The organism is Streptomyces sp. NPDC057694, assembly GCF_042799415.1.
GTDB lineage: Bacteria > Actinomycetota > Actinomycetes > Streptomycetales > Streptomycetaceae > Streptomyces.
The window spans coordinates 30,292-48,898 of the sequence record NZ_JBHVIX010000011.1 but is presented as its reverse complement, the minus strand read 5'-3'; the positions used below and the strand labels follow the sequence as shown (position 1 = coordinate 48,898).

Genomic DNA, 18,607 nt, shown 5'->3' with positions numbered 1-18,607 from the left:
TCAACAGCCTTGATCCACGGGCCAGTTCGTGTCGTCCGGCAGCACCGAGGGAGCCGCAGTGAGGCAACACAGCCGCCAGCTCGCCCAATTGGAGCGGGAGGATCCGCATCTGGCTCCGGGCGCCTCGGAGGAGGCGGCCGTGGGGCGGCGGGTGTTCACCGAGGGCCGGGGCCCGGTGCTGACGGACCTCGACGGCAACCAGTACCTGGACTTCGCCTCGGGCACGCTCACCCAGTCCCTCGGCCATACGCACCCCGAGGTGGTGGCGGCGCTGACGGCGCAGGCCGGCCGGTTGTGGAACGTGCACGACACGGCCACCCCGGACCGGGCCCGGCTGCTCGACACGCTCGCCCGGGCGCTGCCGGATCACCTCGACACGTACGCGCTGTTCTCCACCGGCGCCGAGGTGGTGGAGGCGGCGCTGCGGGTGGTGCAGGCGACGGCGGCGCCGGGCCGCAACCGGATCGGGGCGCTGCGCCACGGCTTCCACGGCAAGACGATGGGCGCGCGGATGCTGGTGCACTGGGACATCGGCCACCAGTCGTTCGCGGGCAACAGCGTGCTGGGCTACGCACCGTACTGCTACCGCTGCCCGCTGGGCCTGGAGCGCTCGTCGTGCGGGCTGCGCTGCGCGTCGCTGGTGCGGCGGCACATCGCCGACAAGCCGAGCACGGCCGCGCTCGTCTTCGAGCCGGTGCTCGGCGCGGCCGGTGTGATCGTGCCGCCGCCCGGCTACTGGGAGCAGATCGGTGACGCCTGCCGGGAGAACGGGGTGCTGCTCGTCGCCGACGAGGTGCTGACCGGCGGCGGCCGCACCGGAGCGTTCCTCGCGAGTGAACGCGTAGGTGTGGAGCCGGACTTGGCGGCGCTGTCCAAGGGCATGGCGAACGGCTTCCCGTTCGCGGTGCTCGCGGGCCGTCGGGCGCTGCTGCACGATCCGGCGGCGGCGACGCCGGGCGCGTACGCGTCGACGTACGCGAGCAATCCGCTCGGCATCGCGGCGGCCCGCGCCACGCTGGAGGTCATCGAGCGCGATCACCTGATCGAACAGGTGCGGACACTCGGGGAGTTGCTCCAGGAGCGGCTGCTGGGACTGCACGACCGCTTCGAGAACCTCGGCGACGTACGGGGCCTAGGGCTGCTGTGGGGCCTGGAGTTCGTGACGGACCGGGCGAGCCGCACGCCGGCCCCCGCGCTCGCCCGCGCCGTGTACTCGGCGGCGCTCGACCTGGGGCTCCGGGTCGCTCTCGGCGGTCATGTGCTGCGGCTGGCACCGCCGTTCACGGTCGACGAAGCACTGCTCGACGACGGTGTCGGTCTGCTGGCGAAGGCGATCGAGCAGGCGGTGGCCGCATGATCGTCGCGCACGAGCTGGTCAAGGAGTTCCGCATCCCCGAGCGCCGGCCGGGTCTGGCCGGCAGTCTCGGGACGCTCTTCACGCGCCGGCACCGCGTCGTGCGGGCGGTGGACGGGGTGTCGTTCGAGATTCCGGCGGGCTCGCGCACCGCGTACATCGGGGCGAACGGCGCGGGCAAGTCGACGACCATCAAGATGCTCACCGGGATCATGACCCCGACGTCGGGGTACTGCCGGGTGCGCGGCATCGAGCCGTACCGCCACCGGCAGCGCAACGCGCGCTCGATCGGTGTCGTCTTCGGGCAGCGCAGCCAGCTGTGGTGGGACCTGTCGGTGCCCGACTCGTTCCGCATCCTGCGCCGGATCTACGACATCCCCGACGCCGTCTACCGCCGCAACCTGGCCCTGTACCGCGAGCTGCTCGACATCGACGCGCTCGGCACCACGCCCGTACGGCAGTTGAGTCTCGGGCAGCGGATGCGGGCGGAGATCGCGGCGAGTCTCCTGCACGATCCGGCCGTCGTGTTCTGGGACGAGCCGACCATCGGGCTCGACATGGTGCTCAAGGAGGCGGTGCGCGAGCTGGTCGTCCGCGCGCACCGGGATCTCGGCACGACGGTCGTGCTCACCAGCCACGACATCGCCGACATCGCCGCGATCTGCGACAGCGCGCTGGTCGTGGACCGGGGCCGGGTGGTGCACCAGGGCACCCTCCAGGAGCTGCTGCGCACCGCGGACCGCCGGTCGGTCGTCTTCGACCACCGGGATCCGCTGGCGGCGGACGCCGTGTGCGCGCTCGTCGAGGGGCAGCTGCCCGGGGTGCGGGCCACGCCCGCCGAGGGCGGCCGGATCCAGGTCGACTACCCGGCCGCGGAGTTCACCTCGCGCCAGGTCCTGGCGTTCCTCCTCGACCGGTTCGACCTCGTGGACTGCTATGCGCCGGAACCGGATCTGGAGGACGTGCTCCGCCAGATCTACGGCCGGGGCCGTGCCCCGCGTCCCGCCGAGGTGAGCGGCGTATGAGCGCACGGGCTTCGGTCAGCGCATACAGGTCGTACAGGGCCTATCTGTCGTTCGCGACCGGCGGGCTGCAATCGCTGCTCCAGTACCGGTCGATGTTCGTGATCACCGGGGTGACGGCCGCCGCGGGCGCGGCCGTGACGGTGTTCCTGTGGCGGGCCGTGTACGCGGACGCACCGAGCAGTGGCGGGCCCGGCGGTTTCACGCTCACCGGCATCACCACCTATCTGCTGGTGGCGCAGGTGCTTCAGGTGCTGCACACGAACCGGGTGGACGACGAGGTGTCGGCCGAGGTCTACCGCGGGGACGTCGCCGTGATGCTGGTGCGGCCGGTCAGCTATCCGCTGGTGCGGTTCTTCGCCTGTCTGCCGGTGGTCGCGGCCAACGCGGCGCTGGTCGGGGTGCCGGTCCTCGCTCTCTTCGCGGTCCTCGTGCCGCTGACCGTTCCGCGCCCCGCCGACCTGGCGCTGTTCGTGGCGTCCACGGGGCTCTCGGTCCTCATCGCGTTCTGCGTGAACCTGCTCACCGGCATGACCGGCTTCCTCACCACCAACACGTGGGGGGTGCGGATGGTCAAGCAGAGCGTGGTCGCCTTCTTCGCCGGGCAGCTCGTGCCGATCGCGCTGATGCCCGGCCCGCTGGCGGCCCTCGCGTACGCGCTGCCGTTCCGCGGCATGGTCGACGGCCCGCTGACTCTGCTGCTCGGCCGGTACGACGGCGTGGCGGGCGCGTGCTCGGTGCTCGCCCAGCAGACGGGCTGGGTGCTCGGCCTGGGGCTGCTGTGCGCGGTGCTGTGGCGGGCGGCGCTCGGCCGGCTGGAGGTGCTGGGCGGATGAGCGCACTGCGCGCGGTGTCCCGGTACGCGCGCCTGTCCTGGTTCCTGGGCGGGGTGGGCCTGCACCGGCTGACCGCGTACCGGCTCGACTTCGTGCTCGGCGCGGGGGCGTTCCTGGTGCGGGTCGGGGTGCAGACGGCGGTGGTCGGTCTGGTCTTCCGGCAGGTGCCGGTGGTGGCCGGCTGGTCGTACCACGAGGTGGTGTTCCTGCTCGGCTTCTCGCTTCTGCCGCGCGGTCTCGACCATCTCTTCACGGACCAGCTGTGGGAGCTGGGCCGCAAGCTGGTGCAGCGCGGCGAGTTCTTCCGGCATCTGGTGCGCCCGGTCAGTCCGCTCTTCTCGCTGCTGTCGGAGCGGTTCTTCCACCCCGACGGATTCGGTGAACTGGTCGTCGGTGCCGTGCTGGTGACCTGGTCGGGCCGGGAGCTGGACCTCGACCTCAGCGCCACGCAGTGGGCGCTGGCCCCCTTGCTGGTGCTGTGCGGGGCGCTGATCCACACGGCGGTGAAGCTGCTCTTCGCGTCGCTGTCCTTCTGGACGGTGACGAGCCTGCCCGCGATGTACGCGGCGAGCCAGGTCTCCGAGTTCTCCGCCTACCCCCTCGACCTCTACCACCCGACGCTGCGCGCCCTGCTGACCTGGGTGCTGCCGTTCGCGTTCACGTCCTACGCCCCGTGCGCCTACCTCCTCTACGGCGACACCGGACTCGTGGTGTGGCTGCCGCTGGTGACGGCCGCCGCGCTGGGTCTCGCGCTCGCGGTGTGGCGGCGCGGCATCACCACGTACGAGATGACCGGGAGTTGAGAGCCGCATGATCGACGACGCCGCACTGGACGCGCTGCTGCGCGCCGCCCCCTGGATGCCGCAGGACGGACGCGCGGCCGAGCGCTACGAACGGGTCGACCACGCCGTGCTGGGTTCGGCGGCGCTGCTCCTCGTCGTGGCCGCGGTGGGCGGGCCCGCTGCGGGGAGGCGGTTCTTCGTGCCGGTGCGGGCGGGCGCCGGGGGCCGGCTCGAGGAGGCGCTCGGCAGCGACGCGTTCGACGAGGCCGCGGTCGCCCGGACCCTGACCGGCGGCCGGCTGCACACGGCGCGGGGCGGCACGGTCGAGTTCCGTGGCCCGGGGCGGGCCGCCGCGCGGGTGCGGCGGCTGCCCTTCGAGCGGGGCTGGTCCTCCAACGCGCTGTCCCTGGTGGACATCGCGGGCACCCCCTGCATCCACAAGACGTACCGGCGCCTGGACGAGCCGGTGCACGAGCCGGAGCTGCTGCGCCGGATGAACGGCACCGGCCGCACCCCGGAATGGATCGGCGACTACGCCTATGTGGACCCCGCCGACGGCACCCGTCACCCGCTGGGCGTGGTCTACCGCTACGCCAAGGGCGACGGCATCGACACGCCGCTGCGGGAGAATCTGCGCGCGATGTGGCCGCGCCTGGCCGACGGCGTCGACCACGAGGACGTGGTGGACGCCCATCTGCTGCCACTGGAGGGGAAGTTGCGGGGCGCGGGCGCCTTCCTGGCCGCCTTCCACCGCGATCTGGCGGAGCGGCTTCCCGGCAGCGCCACGTATCCGGTGCGCGACGCTCTCGGTGACGCGGCGCGCCGCGTCGGCCTCCTCGAACGGCACGACGGACTCCATCTCCCGCCTGCCGTGCGGGCCTCCGCGTACGCGTCCCTGCGCGCCGAACTCACGCTCCTGGAGGCCGACTTCGTTGAGGCTCGCGTGCATCCGGACGCGGGTCCCTGCCACGGCGACCTGCATCTGTCGCATCTGCTGCGGGACGGCGACGGCGCATGGCGGATGACCGTCATCGATCTGTCCACCCCCGCCCTCTCCCCCGCCGAGCCGGGGTGGTCCGAGCAGTCGCCGCTCCAGGACCTGGTCGCGATCGAGCGGGCCCTGGAGTACTTCGCGGCGGACGAGGCGGCGTTCGAGAGCGCGCGGCGGCTGGGTGTCGACTCGCTGGAGACGATGCTCGCCGCGCTCGACGGCGCCCGCGAGGGCCCGGAGCATCAACGGGCCGTGGTGCGCGAGGTGTTCGGCGCTGCCGACGCCTGGCGGGAACGGGTGCTGCGGATGCTGCTCGGCACCGGCTCGCCCGGCCCGCTGCGCCGCCTCCTCTATGTGCGCCGGCTGCTGCACGAGCTGGCCTACAACCAGGCCCATGCCCGCCCCTACCACGCGGCGATCGACCTGCGGCACGCCCGCGCGCTCGGCCCCGCCACCGCACCCCCCACCGCACCACCCATCGCACCCGCCATCGCCTTCGCGAGGAAGTGACCAGCCCATGCGACAGCCCGAGGGCGCACCCCTGCACATCATCGAGACGTACTTCGAGTGCTGCGGTTTCGACCACACCTTCATCCAGGGCGGCACCTCCGTCTACCTGTGGAACCTCTCCAGGACGTTCGCCGCGCGCGGTCACCGCGTCTCGATCGTGACCCCGGCCCACGGCCGCCTCGACGACCTGCGGGCCCGGTACGAGGTCGAGGACCTGCCGTACGAGGACGTGTACACGCTTCCCCTCCCGCTCGACCCCGAGGTGTGGCACGGCTTCCCGGCCGAGGCCGAACTGAAGCTGCGCACCACGGCGCACCGCATCCGCCTCGACGGCGTCGACCTGTACTTCCTCGCGAACGCCTGGCTGGACAGGCTGCCGGACACCTTCTATCCGCCCTACGACAGCAAGGGCCGTGACCTGGTCTTCTTCAAGCCGCTCGTGTTCCAGGTGGACGCGGTGCGGTTCCTGCGGAGCTGGTTCGGCGACGAGAAGGCGCTGGTGCACGCGCACGAGCCGTACTACCACTACCTTCTTCCGGCTGCCCTGCGCGACGACCCCTCCAAGCTGGTCGTCAGCAATGTGCAGAGCAACATGCCGATCGCGAAGCAGGTGTACGCACCGGAAGTACGCCGTCTGCTCGGCCTGTTGGGAGTGTCCGCGCCCCGGCCGTCCGAAGAGCCCGGGCCCGAAGCTCCGGCGGCGATGGTCCAGTACCAGCGACGCACACATCTGCACTACACGTACGGGCCCGATCATCTCCCCGTCTACGAACTGACGGCGGAGAACGCCGACTTGATCGATTTCCTGTCGGCGGGTCAGCTCGACTTCTACGCCTCGTTCCGCGACACGCCCTTCGAGGAGCTGTTCGCGCGGCTGCCCATCGCGGACGTCGTGCGCCGCAACGCGCACAAGATGTTCGTCGGCGGCTGCGCGATCTCGGACCAGTGGCTCGCCTGGGACCCGGCGGACGTCGACCGGGCGGCGGTGCTCGGCTCGCTCGGCCTCGACCCCGGGCTGCCGACCTTCTTCCACAACGCCCGCTACGCCGTCCACCACAAGGGCCAGCGGGAGCTGATCCGGGCCGTGGACGAGGTCCTGAAGCGTGGTCTCGCGGCGAACTTCGTGGTGCGCTGCATCTCCGGAAACGGCATCGCGGACCCGCTCTTCCACGAGATCGCCGAACGCCACAAGGGGCGGCTGCACCTGGAATGGGAGCGGGTGCCGGAACGGCAGGTGTTCGGGTACGCGGCGGCATCGGACTTCTGCCTGTTCCCGTCGAAGTTCGAGATGGACACGTTCCTGATCGCGCAGGGCGAGGCGATGGCGGTCGGCGCGGTGCCCATCGCGACGGACCAGCGCGGCATGGAGCACTTCCGGCACGCGGACGGCCCGGAGACGACCACGGGATTCGCGGTGAACCGCTCGTTCGCCGAGGACGACGAACTGCTCGTCGCCGCGCTCGCCGCACGTGTCCACGAAGCCGTGGCCCTGTGGCACGAACAGCCGGACCGCTACCGGGAGTTGTCGCGGCGGGCCGCCGCCGTCGCCCGGGTCTTCACCTGGGACCACTGCGCGGATCTGCACCTGGAGGCGTTCACCCGTCTGTGGCAGGGCGAGCCGGGCCGGCTCGATGTGCGGCGCGCACTGCGACACGGCTGGTTCGACCTGCTGGACGACGCCGCGCTCACGCCCGAGGCCGCCGTCGCGCACGGCGATCTTGCCGCGTACGAGCGCTGCGCGCCGCTGGACGACACGGCGGCCCGCACGCTGTTCGCGGCGGCCTGGGAGCGGGCCGACTTCGCCGCCTGCGCCCGCGTCGCCGAACGCCGGCCGGGTGCCGTCGCCGCCGACTACCTGGAGCGGCTGCGCACGCGCGCCGCGGTGACGGCCGACGGCAGCCTGCGCTACCGGCTGCCGCACGCGGCCCGCGTCGAGGTCGTGTCCCCCGCCACCGCTCCGGGCGACCGCGCGCTGCCCGGCGTACGGCCACTGGCGCGGACGGCTCCCGGCACCTTCGAGGGGGCGCCGCCCGGCCCCGGCGACCTGCTGCTGCTCACGCTCGACTCGGGGCGTGTCACCTGGGACGAGGTGCGGCATGGCTGACCGCGACGGGGTGCGCGCCGTCCTGCTGGCGGGCGGTGAGGGCAGACGCATGGGCCCGCTGGGCACGGGACGCCTCAAACCGCTCGTCCCGTTCGGCGGCGCGTGCCGGCTCATCGACTTCAGCCTGGCGAACGCGCACGCGTCCGGGCTCGGCGAGGTGCTGCTGCTCTCGCAGTTCGAGGAGCGGCGGCTGATGGACGATCTGCACCGGGTGTGGCACGCGCGGCCGGGGCTGCGGGTGCATTTCGGCCCGTACGACGCCGCGTACCGGGCCACCGCTCCCGGCGAACTTCCGCGCGACGTGCCCGCGCCATCAGGTGAGTTGGAGCGCGGAACGGCGGACGCGCTGATCCGCAAGGCCCGCTACGTCTTCGACTCCGAGCAGGTTCTCGTCCTGCACGCCGACCATGTCTACCGCTTCGACTACGGTCCGCTGATCGCCGCCCACCGGACCTCCGGAGCCGCGCTGACCGTCGCGTACCAGCGGATCGAGCGGCGCTGGGTGCATCTCTTCGGGATGGTCGGGTTCGACGGCCACGGGCGGCTTACACAGTTCGTCGAGAAGCCAGAACTTCCCACATCGGACCTGGTGTTCGCGGCGTTCTGCGTCTTCGACTCCGCGACCCTGCACCGTTACCTCGAACAGCTCGACGGCACCGGCTGGCAGCACGACATCAGCCGGGACGTCATTCCGGCGATGCTCGCCGCCGGTGAGGACATCCGCGGCTACGAGGTGCGCGAGCACTGGGCGGACATCGGCACCGTCGAGCGCTACCACCGCGCCCATCTGGCCCTGGCGGACGCGCCCCGCGACGGCCTGCCGGTGGACCGGATGCCGTGGACCGTACAGCCGGGAGTGCGCCGCTCCTGGGTGGCCGACGCGCCCGGTGTACGGGCCTCGTGGGTGCCGCACGACCTCGTCAACGACGGGCACGTGGAACGCAGCGTGCTCTTCCCCGGCGTGCGCGTCGGTGCGGGCGCGCGGGTGAGCCGCAGTGTCGTGCTGCCCGGCGCCGTCGTTCCCCCGGGCGCCGACATCGACTCGGCGGTGGTCCTGGAGGACGGGACCGTCCAGCACGTGCCGCAGACCGAAGGAGCACTGACATGACAGCGAACCCCAGCCCCTCTTCCTCCTACGACATCCTGGTGGCGGGCGGCGCCGGAGTGGACACCATCGTCCGGGTGCCCGCGCTCGAAGTCCCGTCCGGCGACTCGGTGTTCGTGCCGCCCGTGCGCGACTACGTGGCGCACACCGGCAACGGTGTGGCGAGGGGCGCCCGCGCGCTCGGCATGGCCACCAAGTTCGTCGACTTCCTCGGCGACGACATCCAGGGCCGCACGATCCTGGACGCCTATGCGGCCGACGGCCTCGACTTCAGCCATGTCGTCTCGCTGCACGGCACCCCGCGCGGCGTGAACCTCGTCGACCCGCAGGGCCGCCGCTTCTCCTTCTACGACGGCCGCCACCCCGCTGACCTGCGGCTTCCGCGCGACTTCTATCTGCCGTTCCTCGAACGGGCCCGGCACGTCCACCTGTCCATCACGGGCGTCACGAAGGACATGTTCGACGACGTCCACCGGCTCGGCGTCCCCAGCTCCACGGACCTGCACGACTGGGACGGCGAGAACGAACACCACCTCGCCTACGCGCTCGCCGCCGACTACGTGTTCCTCAGTGCGGCCGCGATCCACGACCGGCTCGACAACGTCCTGCACGCGATCGTGGAACGGGGCCGGGCGCGCCTTGTCATCGCCACCGACGGCGCAGCCGGCTGCCATGTCCTGGAGCGCGGCGACGACAAGGCACGGCACTTCGCGGCCGTGCGTCCGCCGCGTCCCGTCGTCGACAGCAACGGCGCGGGAGACGCCTTCGTGAGCGCCTTCCTGTACGCGCTCGCACAGGGCCGGCCGGTCGAGGAGTGCGTGCTCGCCGGCTCGGTGTCGGGGGCGTTCGCCTGCACCAGCGCGGGCACCCACACCGAGTTCATCGACGCGGCCGGGCTGCGCGCCGGGTGCGCCGCGGCGACGGCCGGCTGAGGGCGGGGACGGCACCGACGTGCACATCATCGCGTTCTCCTTCGAGTGCGGCGGCTTCGACCGGCAGTTGATGCGCGGTGGCCTGTCGCCGCTGGTGTGGCAGCTGGCGCGGCAGTACGCGGCGCAGGGCCACCGCGTCTCGCTCGTCACGCCGGCGCACGGCCATCTCGCCCGCCTGCGGGACACGTACGCCGTCGAGGACCAGCCGCACCGGACGGTCACCCACACGGTGCCGCTCGCGCTCGACCCGAAGGTCTGGACGGGTCATCCCCCGCACCTGGAGCTGGAGTTGACGACGACCGCGCATCTGCTGCGGCTGGACGGCGTCGACATCCACTTCCTGTCGGACGCCTTCCTCGACCTGCTGCCGGAGCGGCTGTATCCGCCGCCGGGCGCGGAGGGCCGCGATCTCGCGCACTTCAAGCCCCTGGTGTTCCAGGCGGCCGGTCTGCGTTTCGTCCAGGAGCAGCTGCGTACCCCCGGCGAACCGGCCGTGGTGCACGCCTTCGAGCCCGCCTACCACTACCTGCTGCCTGCCGTCCTCGCGCGGGATCCGCTGCTGCGCACGGTGAGCACCGTCGCCGCGAACGCGCCCGTCGGTCAGAAGGTGTACCGGCCGCTGGTGGAAGGGATGCTGGCGCTGTTCGGCGCGGGCGACACGCCGCTGGACCCGTTGGACGGCCCGCTGCCCGCCGAGGGTTCCGCACGGGCGGCGATGGGCCGCGCCCTGGCGGGCACACGGATGCATGTCGAGTACGGGCCCGACCACGTCGGACTGTTCCCGCTCGTCGCGGCCCACGCCGACCTCGTCGACTTCGTGTCGCCCGGGCAGCGGACGTACTACAGCACGTTCCGGGACGCGCCGGTCGAGGCGCTGTTCGAGACGCTGCCGGTGGCGAAGGTGCTGCGGGCCCGCGCGGACCGGCTCCTGACCGGCGGCTGCGGGGTCACCGACAGCTGGCTCGCCCGCGATCCGTCCGCGGTGGACCGAGCCGGGTATCTGCGCGGCCTGGGCCTGGATCCGGGCCGCCCGGTCTTCTATCACGCGGCGCGCTACGCGGTGCACCACAAGGGGCAGCTGGAGCTGATGCGGGCCGTCGAGGAGGTCCTCGACGGCGGTCTGGAGGCGACCTTCCTCATCCGGTGCGCCACGGCGGACGGCACTCCGGCGAACGCCTACTTCCGATCGGTCGCCGACCGGTACCCGGACCGCGTCCGCCTCACCTGGGAACTGGCCGACGAGGACACTCTCTTCCAGGAGGCGGCCTGCGCGGAGTTCTGCGTGTTCCCCTCCAAGTTCGAACTCGACGGGTTCCTGATAGCGCAGGCGGAGGCCATGGCGGTCGGCGCCGTCCCCGTCGCGACGGACCAGCAGGTGACCCGGCACTTCCGGCACGCGCTGCCGCTCGACCATCCGGAGGCGACGGGGTTCGCGGTGCCCGCCTCGTTCCGCGACGACGACCCGGAGCTGGCGCGGCTGCTGGCCGACCGCATCCGGGAGGCGGCGGCCGTCCGCGCCGGACGCCCCGCCACCTACGCTCGCCTGTCCGCCACGTCGCGGCTCACCGCACGCCGGTTCACCTGGCGGCGCGCGGCCCGCACCCGCCTCGACGCCTTCGCAGGTCTCGTCCGGGACGCCGCGCGCCCGTATCCCGTGCGGGAGTCGGCGGCCAACGGCTGGTTCGACGACCTCCCCGACTCCGCGTGGCGGGACGAAGCGGAGGCGATCCGCGCCTCCGCGCTGGCGTACGGCGACGCCGAGGCGTGGGAGCGGGCGGGCGGCACCCTCGACCGGCAGCGGTACGAGGAGCTCTTCGCCGCCGCGTGGTCGCGGGCGGACTTCGTACGCTGCCTGCGCACCGCGATCCTGGCGGGCCGCCCCGATCTGGCCGACCGGGTCCACGGGCGGGCCCGCGTCACCCGGACCCCGGACGGCCCGTGGCGGCTCACGTACCGGCACGACGGTGCGGCGACGGTGGAGATCGTGCGGGACGGCGCGGCCCTGCCTGCCCGTGCCGCCCTGGAGACCCCTGCCGAGACGCTCGCCTCGGACGAACCGGCCCCCGCCGCCACCGGGACCGCGCTGCACCCTCTGACCCGCTCCGCGCCGGGCGTCTTCACCGGCCCACTCGGATTCACCGGCCCACTCGGTTCCACCGCCGCGCCCGGTTTCGTCGGCCCGCCCGGTTCCGTCGGCCCGCCCGGATTCACCGGCCCGCTCGTCGAACTGTCCGACACCGGCGACCTGGTCGTCATGGTCACCCTGGCCTCCGGCCGTGTCGCCTGGGACACCATGCCGTCGGCCCGGCCGCCGTTCCGGCTGGTCGCCACCGATCTCGACGGCACGCTGCTGCGCGACGACCAGTCCGTGTCGGAGCGCACCCTGCGTGCGCTGGCGGCGGTGGCCGACGCGGGGGCACACCATCTCGTGGTCACCGGCCGCCCCGCCGCCGCCTGCGCCCGCGTCTTCGACGCGCTCGGCTACCGGGGGCTCGCCGTGTGCGGGCAGGGTGCGCAGCTCTACGACGCCGGGTCCGGCCGGCTGCTCTCCTCGGCCCGCCTCCCCCGCGCGCTGGCCCGCCGGATCGTCGCCCGCGTGGAGCGGGAGCTGGGGCCCGTGGAACTCGGGGTGGTCACCACGGCGCCCGACAGCCGGTTCAAGGTCACCGAGCGGTTCGGCGAACGCATCCGGCACGGCTGGGACGTGACGGCCGACCGGGAGCAGCTGTGGGACTCCCCGGTGGACAAGCTGATCCTCCACCACCCGGCCATGGCGGAGGACCAACTCTGCGTGCTGGTGCAGCAGTTGTGCGGCGACGAGGCGACGGTCGTGCACTCGGTGAAGGGCATGGTCGAGGTGCTGCCGCCCGGCACCACCAAGGCCGCCGGCATCGAACGCGCCGCACGTCTCCTCGGGTGCACGGCCGCGGACACCCTCGCCTTCGGTGACATGCCCAACGACATCCCGCTGCTCACGTGGGCGGCCCACGGCGTCGCCGTCGCCAACGCGCACCCCGCACTCCTGTCCGCCGCCGACGAGATCGCTCCCGCCAACGAACAGGACGGTGTCGCCAGGGTCCTGGAACGGCTCTTCACCCGGCCGGACACGCCCCGCCGGCCGGTGTCCGCGTACGAGAGGTGAGGGGCTCCGGGCCCCAGCGCCACACCCGACCGGCCCAGGAAAGGCATCAGCCCATGTCCCCGCCCGCCGAAGAAGCCCTGCTCCGCCTGGCCCGCGCCCGCGGGATCGCCACCTCCTACACCACGGACCGAGGGGCCCGCGCCGACGTCCCGCCCGACACACTGGTCGCCGTGCTGGCGGCGTTCGACATCGACGCCACCACCTCGCGGGCCGCGGCCGAGGCGCTGGTGACGCTCGAACAGCGGCGCTCCGCAAGGCTGTTGCCGCCTTTCATGACACTCGGTGCGTCCGACACGCTGCGCCTCGACCTGCCGGACGACGCACGGGCCCGCGTGGAGTGGGAGGACGGCACGGAATCCACACCCGTCACCGCACCCCTCGCCGGCCTCCCCCCGGGCCTGCACACCCTCCACGTCCGCAGCACCCGCACCGCCGAGCGCACCCCTCTTCTCGTCGCCCCCGAACGCCTCACGCTCCCCCGGGGCCGCCACTGGGGTTTCCTCGTCCAGCTGTACGCCACACTCTCGCGCCGCTCCTGGGGCATGGGCGACCTCACCGACCTGGCCGACCTCGCCGAATGGTCGGCACGTGAACACGGCGCGGGTTTCGTGCAGTTGGGCCCGCTGCACGCGGCCGAACCGGGGCCGGGCACGGATCCGTCCCCGTACCGGCCGGGCTCCCGCCGCTTTCCCGACCCGCTGCATCTGCGCGTCGAGGCGGTCCCGGAGTACGCGTACCTCTCGGGCGAAGCCCGCGATCTCGTGGACTCCTGTGCGGCCCGCGCTCGACGCCTCAACGAAGCTGTCCTGAGCGGCAGTTCACTGATCGACCGGGAGACCGTACGGGATCTCAAGTTCGGCGCGCTCCGGCGGCTCCACACCGGCGTCCCGCTCACACCGGCCCGCGCCGCGGCCTTCGCGGCGTTCGTCGGGCGCGAAGGCCGCGACCTCACGGACTTCGCCACCTGGTGTGCGCTGGCCGAAGTGCACGGCGGGGCCTGGCGGTCCTGGCCGGCCGCCCTGCGCGACCCGCGCTCCGCGGCGGTGGAGCGCGCCCGCACCGAACTCGCCGACGCCGTCGCCTTCCACCGCTGGCTCGCCTGGATCACGGACGAGCAGCTCGCCGGGGCACAGCGCCGGGCGAGTTCCGCCGGGATGCCGATCGGGCTGGTGCACGATCTCGCGGTGGGGGTGTCGCCCGACGGCGCGGACGCCTGGGCGCACCAGGACTTCCTCGCCGCCGGGACGAGCGTGGGCGCGCCGCCCGACGACTTCAACCCGCGCGGCCAGGACTGGGGCCAGCCACCCTGGCGGCCGGACGCGCTGGAAGCGGCCGGATACCGGCCGCTGGCCGGGGCGCTGCGGGCCGGACTGCGACACGCGGGGGCGCTCCGCGTGGACCATGTGATGGGCCTGTTCCGGCTCTGGTGGATCCCGGAGGGCCGGCCGCCCGCCGAGGGCACCTACGTCCGCTACGACGCCGACGCGCTGCTCGGCACGCTCGCCCTGGAGGCCCACCGGGCGGGCGCCGCCGTCATCGGGGAGGACCTCGGCACGGTGGAGCCGGGCGTGCAGGAGCAGCTCGCGCGGCGCGGCGTCCTCGGCACGTCCGTCCAGCGCTTCGAGTATGTGGGCGGCTCCGAGGGCCGGGCGGGACCGCTCCCCGCACAGCAGTGGCGTACGGACTGTCTGGCCACACTCACCACGCACGACCTCCCCACCACGACGGCGTGGCTGACCGGCGAGCACGTCGAACTCCGTTCACGGTTGGGCCTGTTGACGCGCCCGGAGGCCGAGGAGAAGGCGGACGCGGTAGCGGAGCGGGACGGCTGGCTCGCCGAGCTGGTCCGCTGCGGCCTGCTCGACGAGGGCGACCACGACCCGGACGCCGCGCTGTCGGCGCTGCACCGGTTCCTGCTGCTGACCCCGTCCCGGCTGCTCGGCGTGTGGCTGCCCGACGCCGTCGGCGACCGGCGTCCGCAGAACCTGCCGGGCACGTCCACGGTGCATCCGAACTGGCGGCTCCCGACGGCGGACGGCGCCGGGCGCCCCGTTCCGCTGGAGGAGCTGGCGGAGCACCCGCTCGTCCGCAGGATCACCCGGCTGTTCACCACGCTCCCCCGCGCGTGCGACCGGGAGCACCCGGAGCACCCGGAGCATCACGAGAGAGAAGAGAGAGATGCCAGGCCAGCTTCTTGACCAGGCCGAATCGGGCGTACGCGAGGACGCCGGCGGCTTCGGCCTGCTGGCGCCCGACGGCACGGCCTACCGCGTGGACGTCACCGAGGGCGTGTTCGATCAGGACAACCCACTGCTCGCGCAGGCCGTCGCGGGCCGCAGAGTCGTCGCCTTCGTCAGCCCGACGGTCGACCGGCTGTACGGGGACCGGCTGCGCGCCTACCTCAACACTCACGTGGACCCGGGCAGTTGGAGCGTCCACCCGATCCGTACGGGCGAGCACCACAAGACGCTCGCCGCCGCCGAGCAGGTGTGCGCGACCGCCAAGTCGGCGGGCCTCGACCGGCACGGGGTGATGCTGGCCGTGGGCGGCGGGATCGTGGCGGACATCGTCGGCTTCGCGGCGTCGATGTACGCGCGCGGCATCCGCTACGTCAAGGTGAACACGACGCTGGTGGGACAGGTGGACGTCGGTGTCGGTGTGAAGACGGGGGTCAACGCGCTGCGCACGAAGAACATGTTCGGCGCCTACCACCCCGCCCACGCCTCGCTCAACGACCCCGCGTTCCTGGCGTCGCTGCCGCCTCGCGAGGTCCGCTGCGGGCTCGCCGAGATCGTGAAGATGGCGGTGATCCTGGACGCGGACCTGCTGGCGACGCTGGAGAGCCGTCCGGACGTGTTCCTCGAATCATCGAGTGGGGCTGGGCAGTTGGAGACTCATGTCCTGCGGACATCGATGCGGCTGATGATGGAGGAGCTCTGCCCCAATCTCCGTGAACACGAGCTGGCGCGGCTCGTGGACTTCGGCCACACCTTCAGCCCGGCCGTCGAGACGGCGGGGGACCACCGTCTGGAGCACGGCGAGGCGGTCGCCGTCGACATGGCGCTGTCCGCGCACATCGCCCGGCTGCTCGGCCTGACGGACGCCGACACCTGCGCGCGGATCGTCCGGCTGCTGCGGCGCATCGGCCTGCCCGTGCACGATCCGCGGACCTGCACACCCGAGCTGATGACCCACGCACTGCGCGCCTCCTGGGAGCGGCGCGGCCGCAGGCTGCACCTGGTGGTGCCGACGGCGCCCGGCAAGGCGGCGTTCGTCGACGAACTGGAGGACGTGCCGCCGACGTTGCTGCGGTCGGCCCTGGACGCGCTGGCGCGGGACGGGGAGCGCCACGATGGCTGACGCCGAGACCGTACGGAACCTGCGCGACCTGTTCAAGACCAAGGCGCACGACCACGGCGGCGCGGGCACGATCCACGCCCACCGCGTCTTCGCCCGCCAACCGGACGGACAGGGAGCCGAGTTCGTCGATCTGGCCGTGCTGCCGCCGGGCACCTCCATCGGCCGGCACCGGCACGGCGCGGACCGCGAGACGTACATCGTGCTCGACGGCAGCGGGCTGATGTTCCGCGACGGCGTCACCTTCCGGGTCGCCGCGGGCGACGTCGTCGTCAACCGGCCGCACGGAGAGCACGGGCTCGTCAACGACGGTCCGGCCGAGCTGCGCCTGCTGGTCTTCGAGGAGCCGCTGCCCGACTCCGAGGCTCCCCGAGGAGGATCCGCGTGAACTCGCCCTCTCCCCTTGCCCCCTTCACCGTTCTCGACGTCGGCGGCACCACCCTGCGTATCGCGGAGTACGCGCCGCGGACGGGCACGCTGTCCCGGGTGCGCCGGGTGCCGGTCGACGGCATGGCCCGGGACGCCGACGCCCCCGTACCGGTGCTCCAGGAACGCGTCGTGGCCCAGCTGGTCCGGGAGATCGAGGCGCACTCGGCGGCCGGTCCCGCGCCGCGCGCCGTCGGGGTCGCCTTCGCCGGGCCGATCACGGCAGCCGGACTGGTCCTGGCCGCCCCGACGGTGTGGGGCGGGCGCGGTGAGCCGCTGCCGCTCGGCGCGCGCCTCACCGCGCGGCTCGGCGTCCCGGTGGTCGTCGTCAACGATCTGACCGCCGCGGCCTGGCGCTATGCCGCCACCGAGGACGAGCCGTTCTGTCTGCTGACCGTCAGTTCGGGCATCGGCAACAAGGTGTTCCGCGGTGGCGAGATCCTGCTCGACGCGGACGGGCACGGCGGCGAACTCGGCCACTGGACCTGCGACACCTCGCCCGACGCGCCGCTGTGCGACTGCGGGGGCCGCGGCCATCTGGGGGCGATCGCCTCCGGCCGCGGGGTGCTCGCCGCGGCCCGCAGAGCGGCGACGGCCGACCCGGACGGGTTCGCCGGGTCGCTGCTGTCCGCGCTCACACCCGGCGGGCGGGCCGCCGCGCTCACCAACGAGGCGCTGGCGGCTGCGGTCCGCGCCGACGACCCGTTTGCGACGTCCGTTCTGCGGGGCACTCTCACTCCGCTCGCGCAGGCGATCGCGTCCGTGTTCACGTCGATCGGGATCTGCCGGTACATCGTGATGGGCGGCTTCGCCCTGGCCGTCGGGGAGCGCTACCGGCGGCTCCTGGTGGGCGAGTTGGTGCGGCTCGGCTGCTTCGGGCTCGCGGCGGACCGGGTCGACGCGATGGTCGCGCTGGGGGTCGCGGACGACGACCACGGGCTGATCGGCGCGGGCCGGCTGCTCGCGGAGCGGCTGCCGGTGCCCGCCGGGCAGGGGGTGCGATGAGCGGCGTACTCGTCGTCGGCAGCGGTTTCGTCGGCACCGGCATCGCCCGCAGCCTCGCCGCCGCAGGCACCCGGGTGACCCTGGCCTCCCGGGGCCGGCCCGCGACGCCACCGGCCTCGTACGGGGCGCACTGGTCGGCGCTGGACGCCACCGTCCCGGAAGCGTGCGGGCGGCTGCTCGACCGGCTGCGCCCGGACCGTGTCGTCCTGGTGCACGGCCCGTCGGACGTGACGTGGTGCGAGGCGCATCCGGCCGAGGCCGAGCGGGCCCACACGGCGGTCGCCGACAACGTCGCCTCGCTGGCGCCCGGCGCACGGACCGTGCTGATCTCCACGGACAACGTCTTCGACGGCGCGGCGCCGCACAACCCCGAGTCGGCGCCGGTCTCCCCCGCGAACGCGTACGGCCGTGCCAAGCGCCGGGCCGAGGAAGTGCTGCTGGCCACGGCGGCGGACGCGACGGCGCTGCGGGTCAGTCTCGTCTACGGGTACGAACCGGCCGACGCCGGGAAGTGGCTGAACTTCTTCGCGTCCTGCGCCCACCGGCTGCTGAACGGCGAACCGGTGCGGGCCCCGGACGACCAGTGGACCACGCCGATCCCGGTCGACGACGTCGCCCGGGTGACGGCCGCGCTGCTGGCCATGGACGCGCCGCTGCCGCCGGTGCTGCATCTGGGCGGCCCGGACCGGGTCACCCGCGCCGAGTGGGCGACGACGATCGCCGACGCGCTCGGCGCGGACCGCCGTCTGGTGGTGCCCGTGCCGAAGTCGCTGACCCGCTACGCGTCCCGCCCGCGCAACGCCTGCCTGACCGGCGAGTTGCTGCCGACCCTGCCGGCGCTGCGCGGCCTGCGGACCAGGGGCGTCGACGCGGCGGCCCGCGCCTTGGCCGCCGAGTTCACCCCGGCCGGCGGCGCACCGGCACGGGTCCGGGGTCCCGGGGGGGGGGGGGGGATCAGGGGGGCAGGACAGGGGGGAACGAAGGAAACGGGGGTGACAGGGGATACCGCCCACCAACGCGGGAAGTTAGGAGGGGGAGCGC

14 protein-coding genes are annotated in these 18,607 nt (G+C 73.3%); all 14 read left to right on the top strand.

Translation table 11 applies throughout. The annotated features are described in order from the left end of the window. Positions 1–58 precede the first annotated feature (58 nt). Positions 59–1,357, top strand: coding sequence for an aspartate aminotransferase family protein (locus ACFVDP_RS23485; RefSeq protein ID WP_383492732.1), 1,299 nt, complete (start codon positions 59–61; stop codon positions 1,355–1,357). After that, positions 1,354–2,379, top strand: a complete 1,026-nt coding sequence (locus ACFVDP_RS23480) for an ATP-binding cassette domain-containing protein (protein ID WP_383492729.1) — start codon at positions 1,354–1,356, stop codon at positions 2,377–2,379. The genes ACFVDP_RS23485 and ACFVDP_RS23480 overlap by 4 nt, the downstream gene beginning before the upstream one ends. Then, positions 2,376–3,212, top strand: coding sequence for an ABC transporter permease (locus ACFVDP_RS23475; RefSeq protein ID WP_383492726.1), 837 nt, complete (start codon positions 2,376–2,378; stop codon positions 3,210–3,212). The genes ACFVDP_RS23480 and ACFVDP_RS23475 overlap by 4 nt, the downstream gene beginning before the upstream one ends. Further along, positions 3,209–4,015 (top strand): ABC transporter permease, encoded by an 807-nt coding sequence (locus ACFVDP_RS23470; protein WP_383492723.1) that lies wholly within the window; start codon positions 3,209–3,211, stop codon positions 4,013–4,015. The genes ACFVDP_RS23475 and ACFVDP_RS23470 overlap by 4 nt, the downstream gene beginning before the upstream one ends. 7 nt (positions 4,016–4,022) lie before the next feature. Continuing rightward, positions 4,023–5,495: a hypothetical protein gene (locus ACFVDP_RS23465; protein WP_383492721.1), complete on the top strand. Its 1,473-nt coding sequence runs from the start codon at positions 4,023–4,025 to the stop codon at positions 5,493–5,495. A gap of 7 nt (positions 5,496–5,502) precedes the next feature. Next, a complete protein-coding gene (locus ACFVDP_RS23460) occupies positions 5,503–7,599 on the top strand; it encodes a glycosyltransferase (protein WP_383492718.1) in 2,097 nt (698 codons plus the stop codon). After that, positions 7,592–8,707 carry a sugar phosphate nucleotidyltransferase gene (locus tag ACFVDP_RS23455; protein WP_383492715.1) on the top strand — a complete coding sequence of 372 codons (1,116 nt, stop codon included), beginning with the start codon at positions 7,592–7,594 and terminating at the stop codon, positions 8,705–8,707. The genes ACFVDP_RS23460 and ACFVDP_RS23455 overlap by 8 nt, the downstream gene beginning before the upstream one ends. Continuing rightward, positions 8,704–9,636, top strand: a complete 933-nt coding sequence (locus ACFVDP_RS23450) for a carbohydrate kinase family protein (protein ID WP_383492711.1) — start codon at positions 8,704–8,706, stop codon at positions 9,634–9,636. Before ACFVDP_RS23455 ends, ACFVDP_RS23450 begins: the two co-directional genes overlap by 4 nt. Positions 9,637–9,655: 19 nt before the next feature. Further along, complete coding sequence (locus ACFVDP_RS23445; protein ID WP_383492708.1) at positions 9,656–12,778, top strand: HAD-IIB family hydrolase; 3,123 nt, start codon at positions 9,656–9,658, stop codon at positions 12,776–12,778. Positions 12,779–12,831: 53 nt separating this feature from the next. Then, positions 12,832–14,976, top strand: a complete 2,145-nt coding sequence (gene malQ, locus ACFVDP_RS23440; protein WP_383492706.1) for a 4-alpha-glucanotransferase — start codon at positions 12,832–12,834, stop codon at positions 14,974–14,976. After that, positions 14,957–16,138: a sedoheptulose 7-phosphate cyclase gene (locus ACFVDP_RS23435; protein WP_383492703.1), complete on the top strand. Its 1,182-nt coding sequence runs from the start codon at positions 14,957–14,959 to the stop codon at positions 16,136–16,138. Before malQ ends, ACFVDP_RS23435 begins: the two co-directional genes overlap by 20 nt. Further along, positions 16,131–16,523: a cupin domain-containing protein gene (locus ACFVDP_RS23430; protein ID WP_383492700.1), complete on the top strand. Its 393-nt coding sequence runs from the start codon at positions 16,131–16,133 to the stop codon at positions 16,521–16,523. Before ACFVDP_RS23435 ends, ACFVDP_RS23430 begins: the two co-directional genes overlap by 8 nt. Next, positions 16,520–17,566: an ROK family protein gene (locus ACFVDP_RS23425; RefSeq protein WP_383492697.1), complete on the top strand. Its 1,047-nt coding sequence runs from the start codon at positions 16,520–16,522 to the stop codon at positions 17,564–17,566. The genes ACFVDP_RS23430 and ACFVDP_RS23425 overlap by 4 nt, the downstream gene beginning before the upstream one ends. Further along, on the top strand, positions 17,563–18,607 hold a 1,045-nt coding region (locus ACFVDP_RS23420), incomplete at its 3' end, for an SDR family oxidoreductase (RefSeq protein WP_383492694.1). The genes ACFVDP_RS23425 and ACFVDP_RS23420, both read left to right, overlap by 4 nt.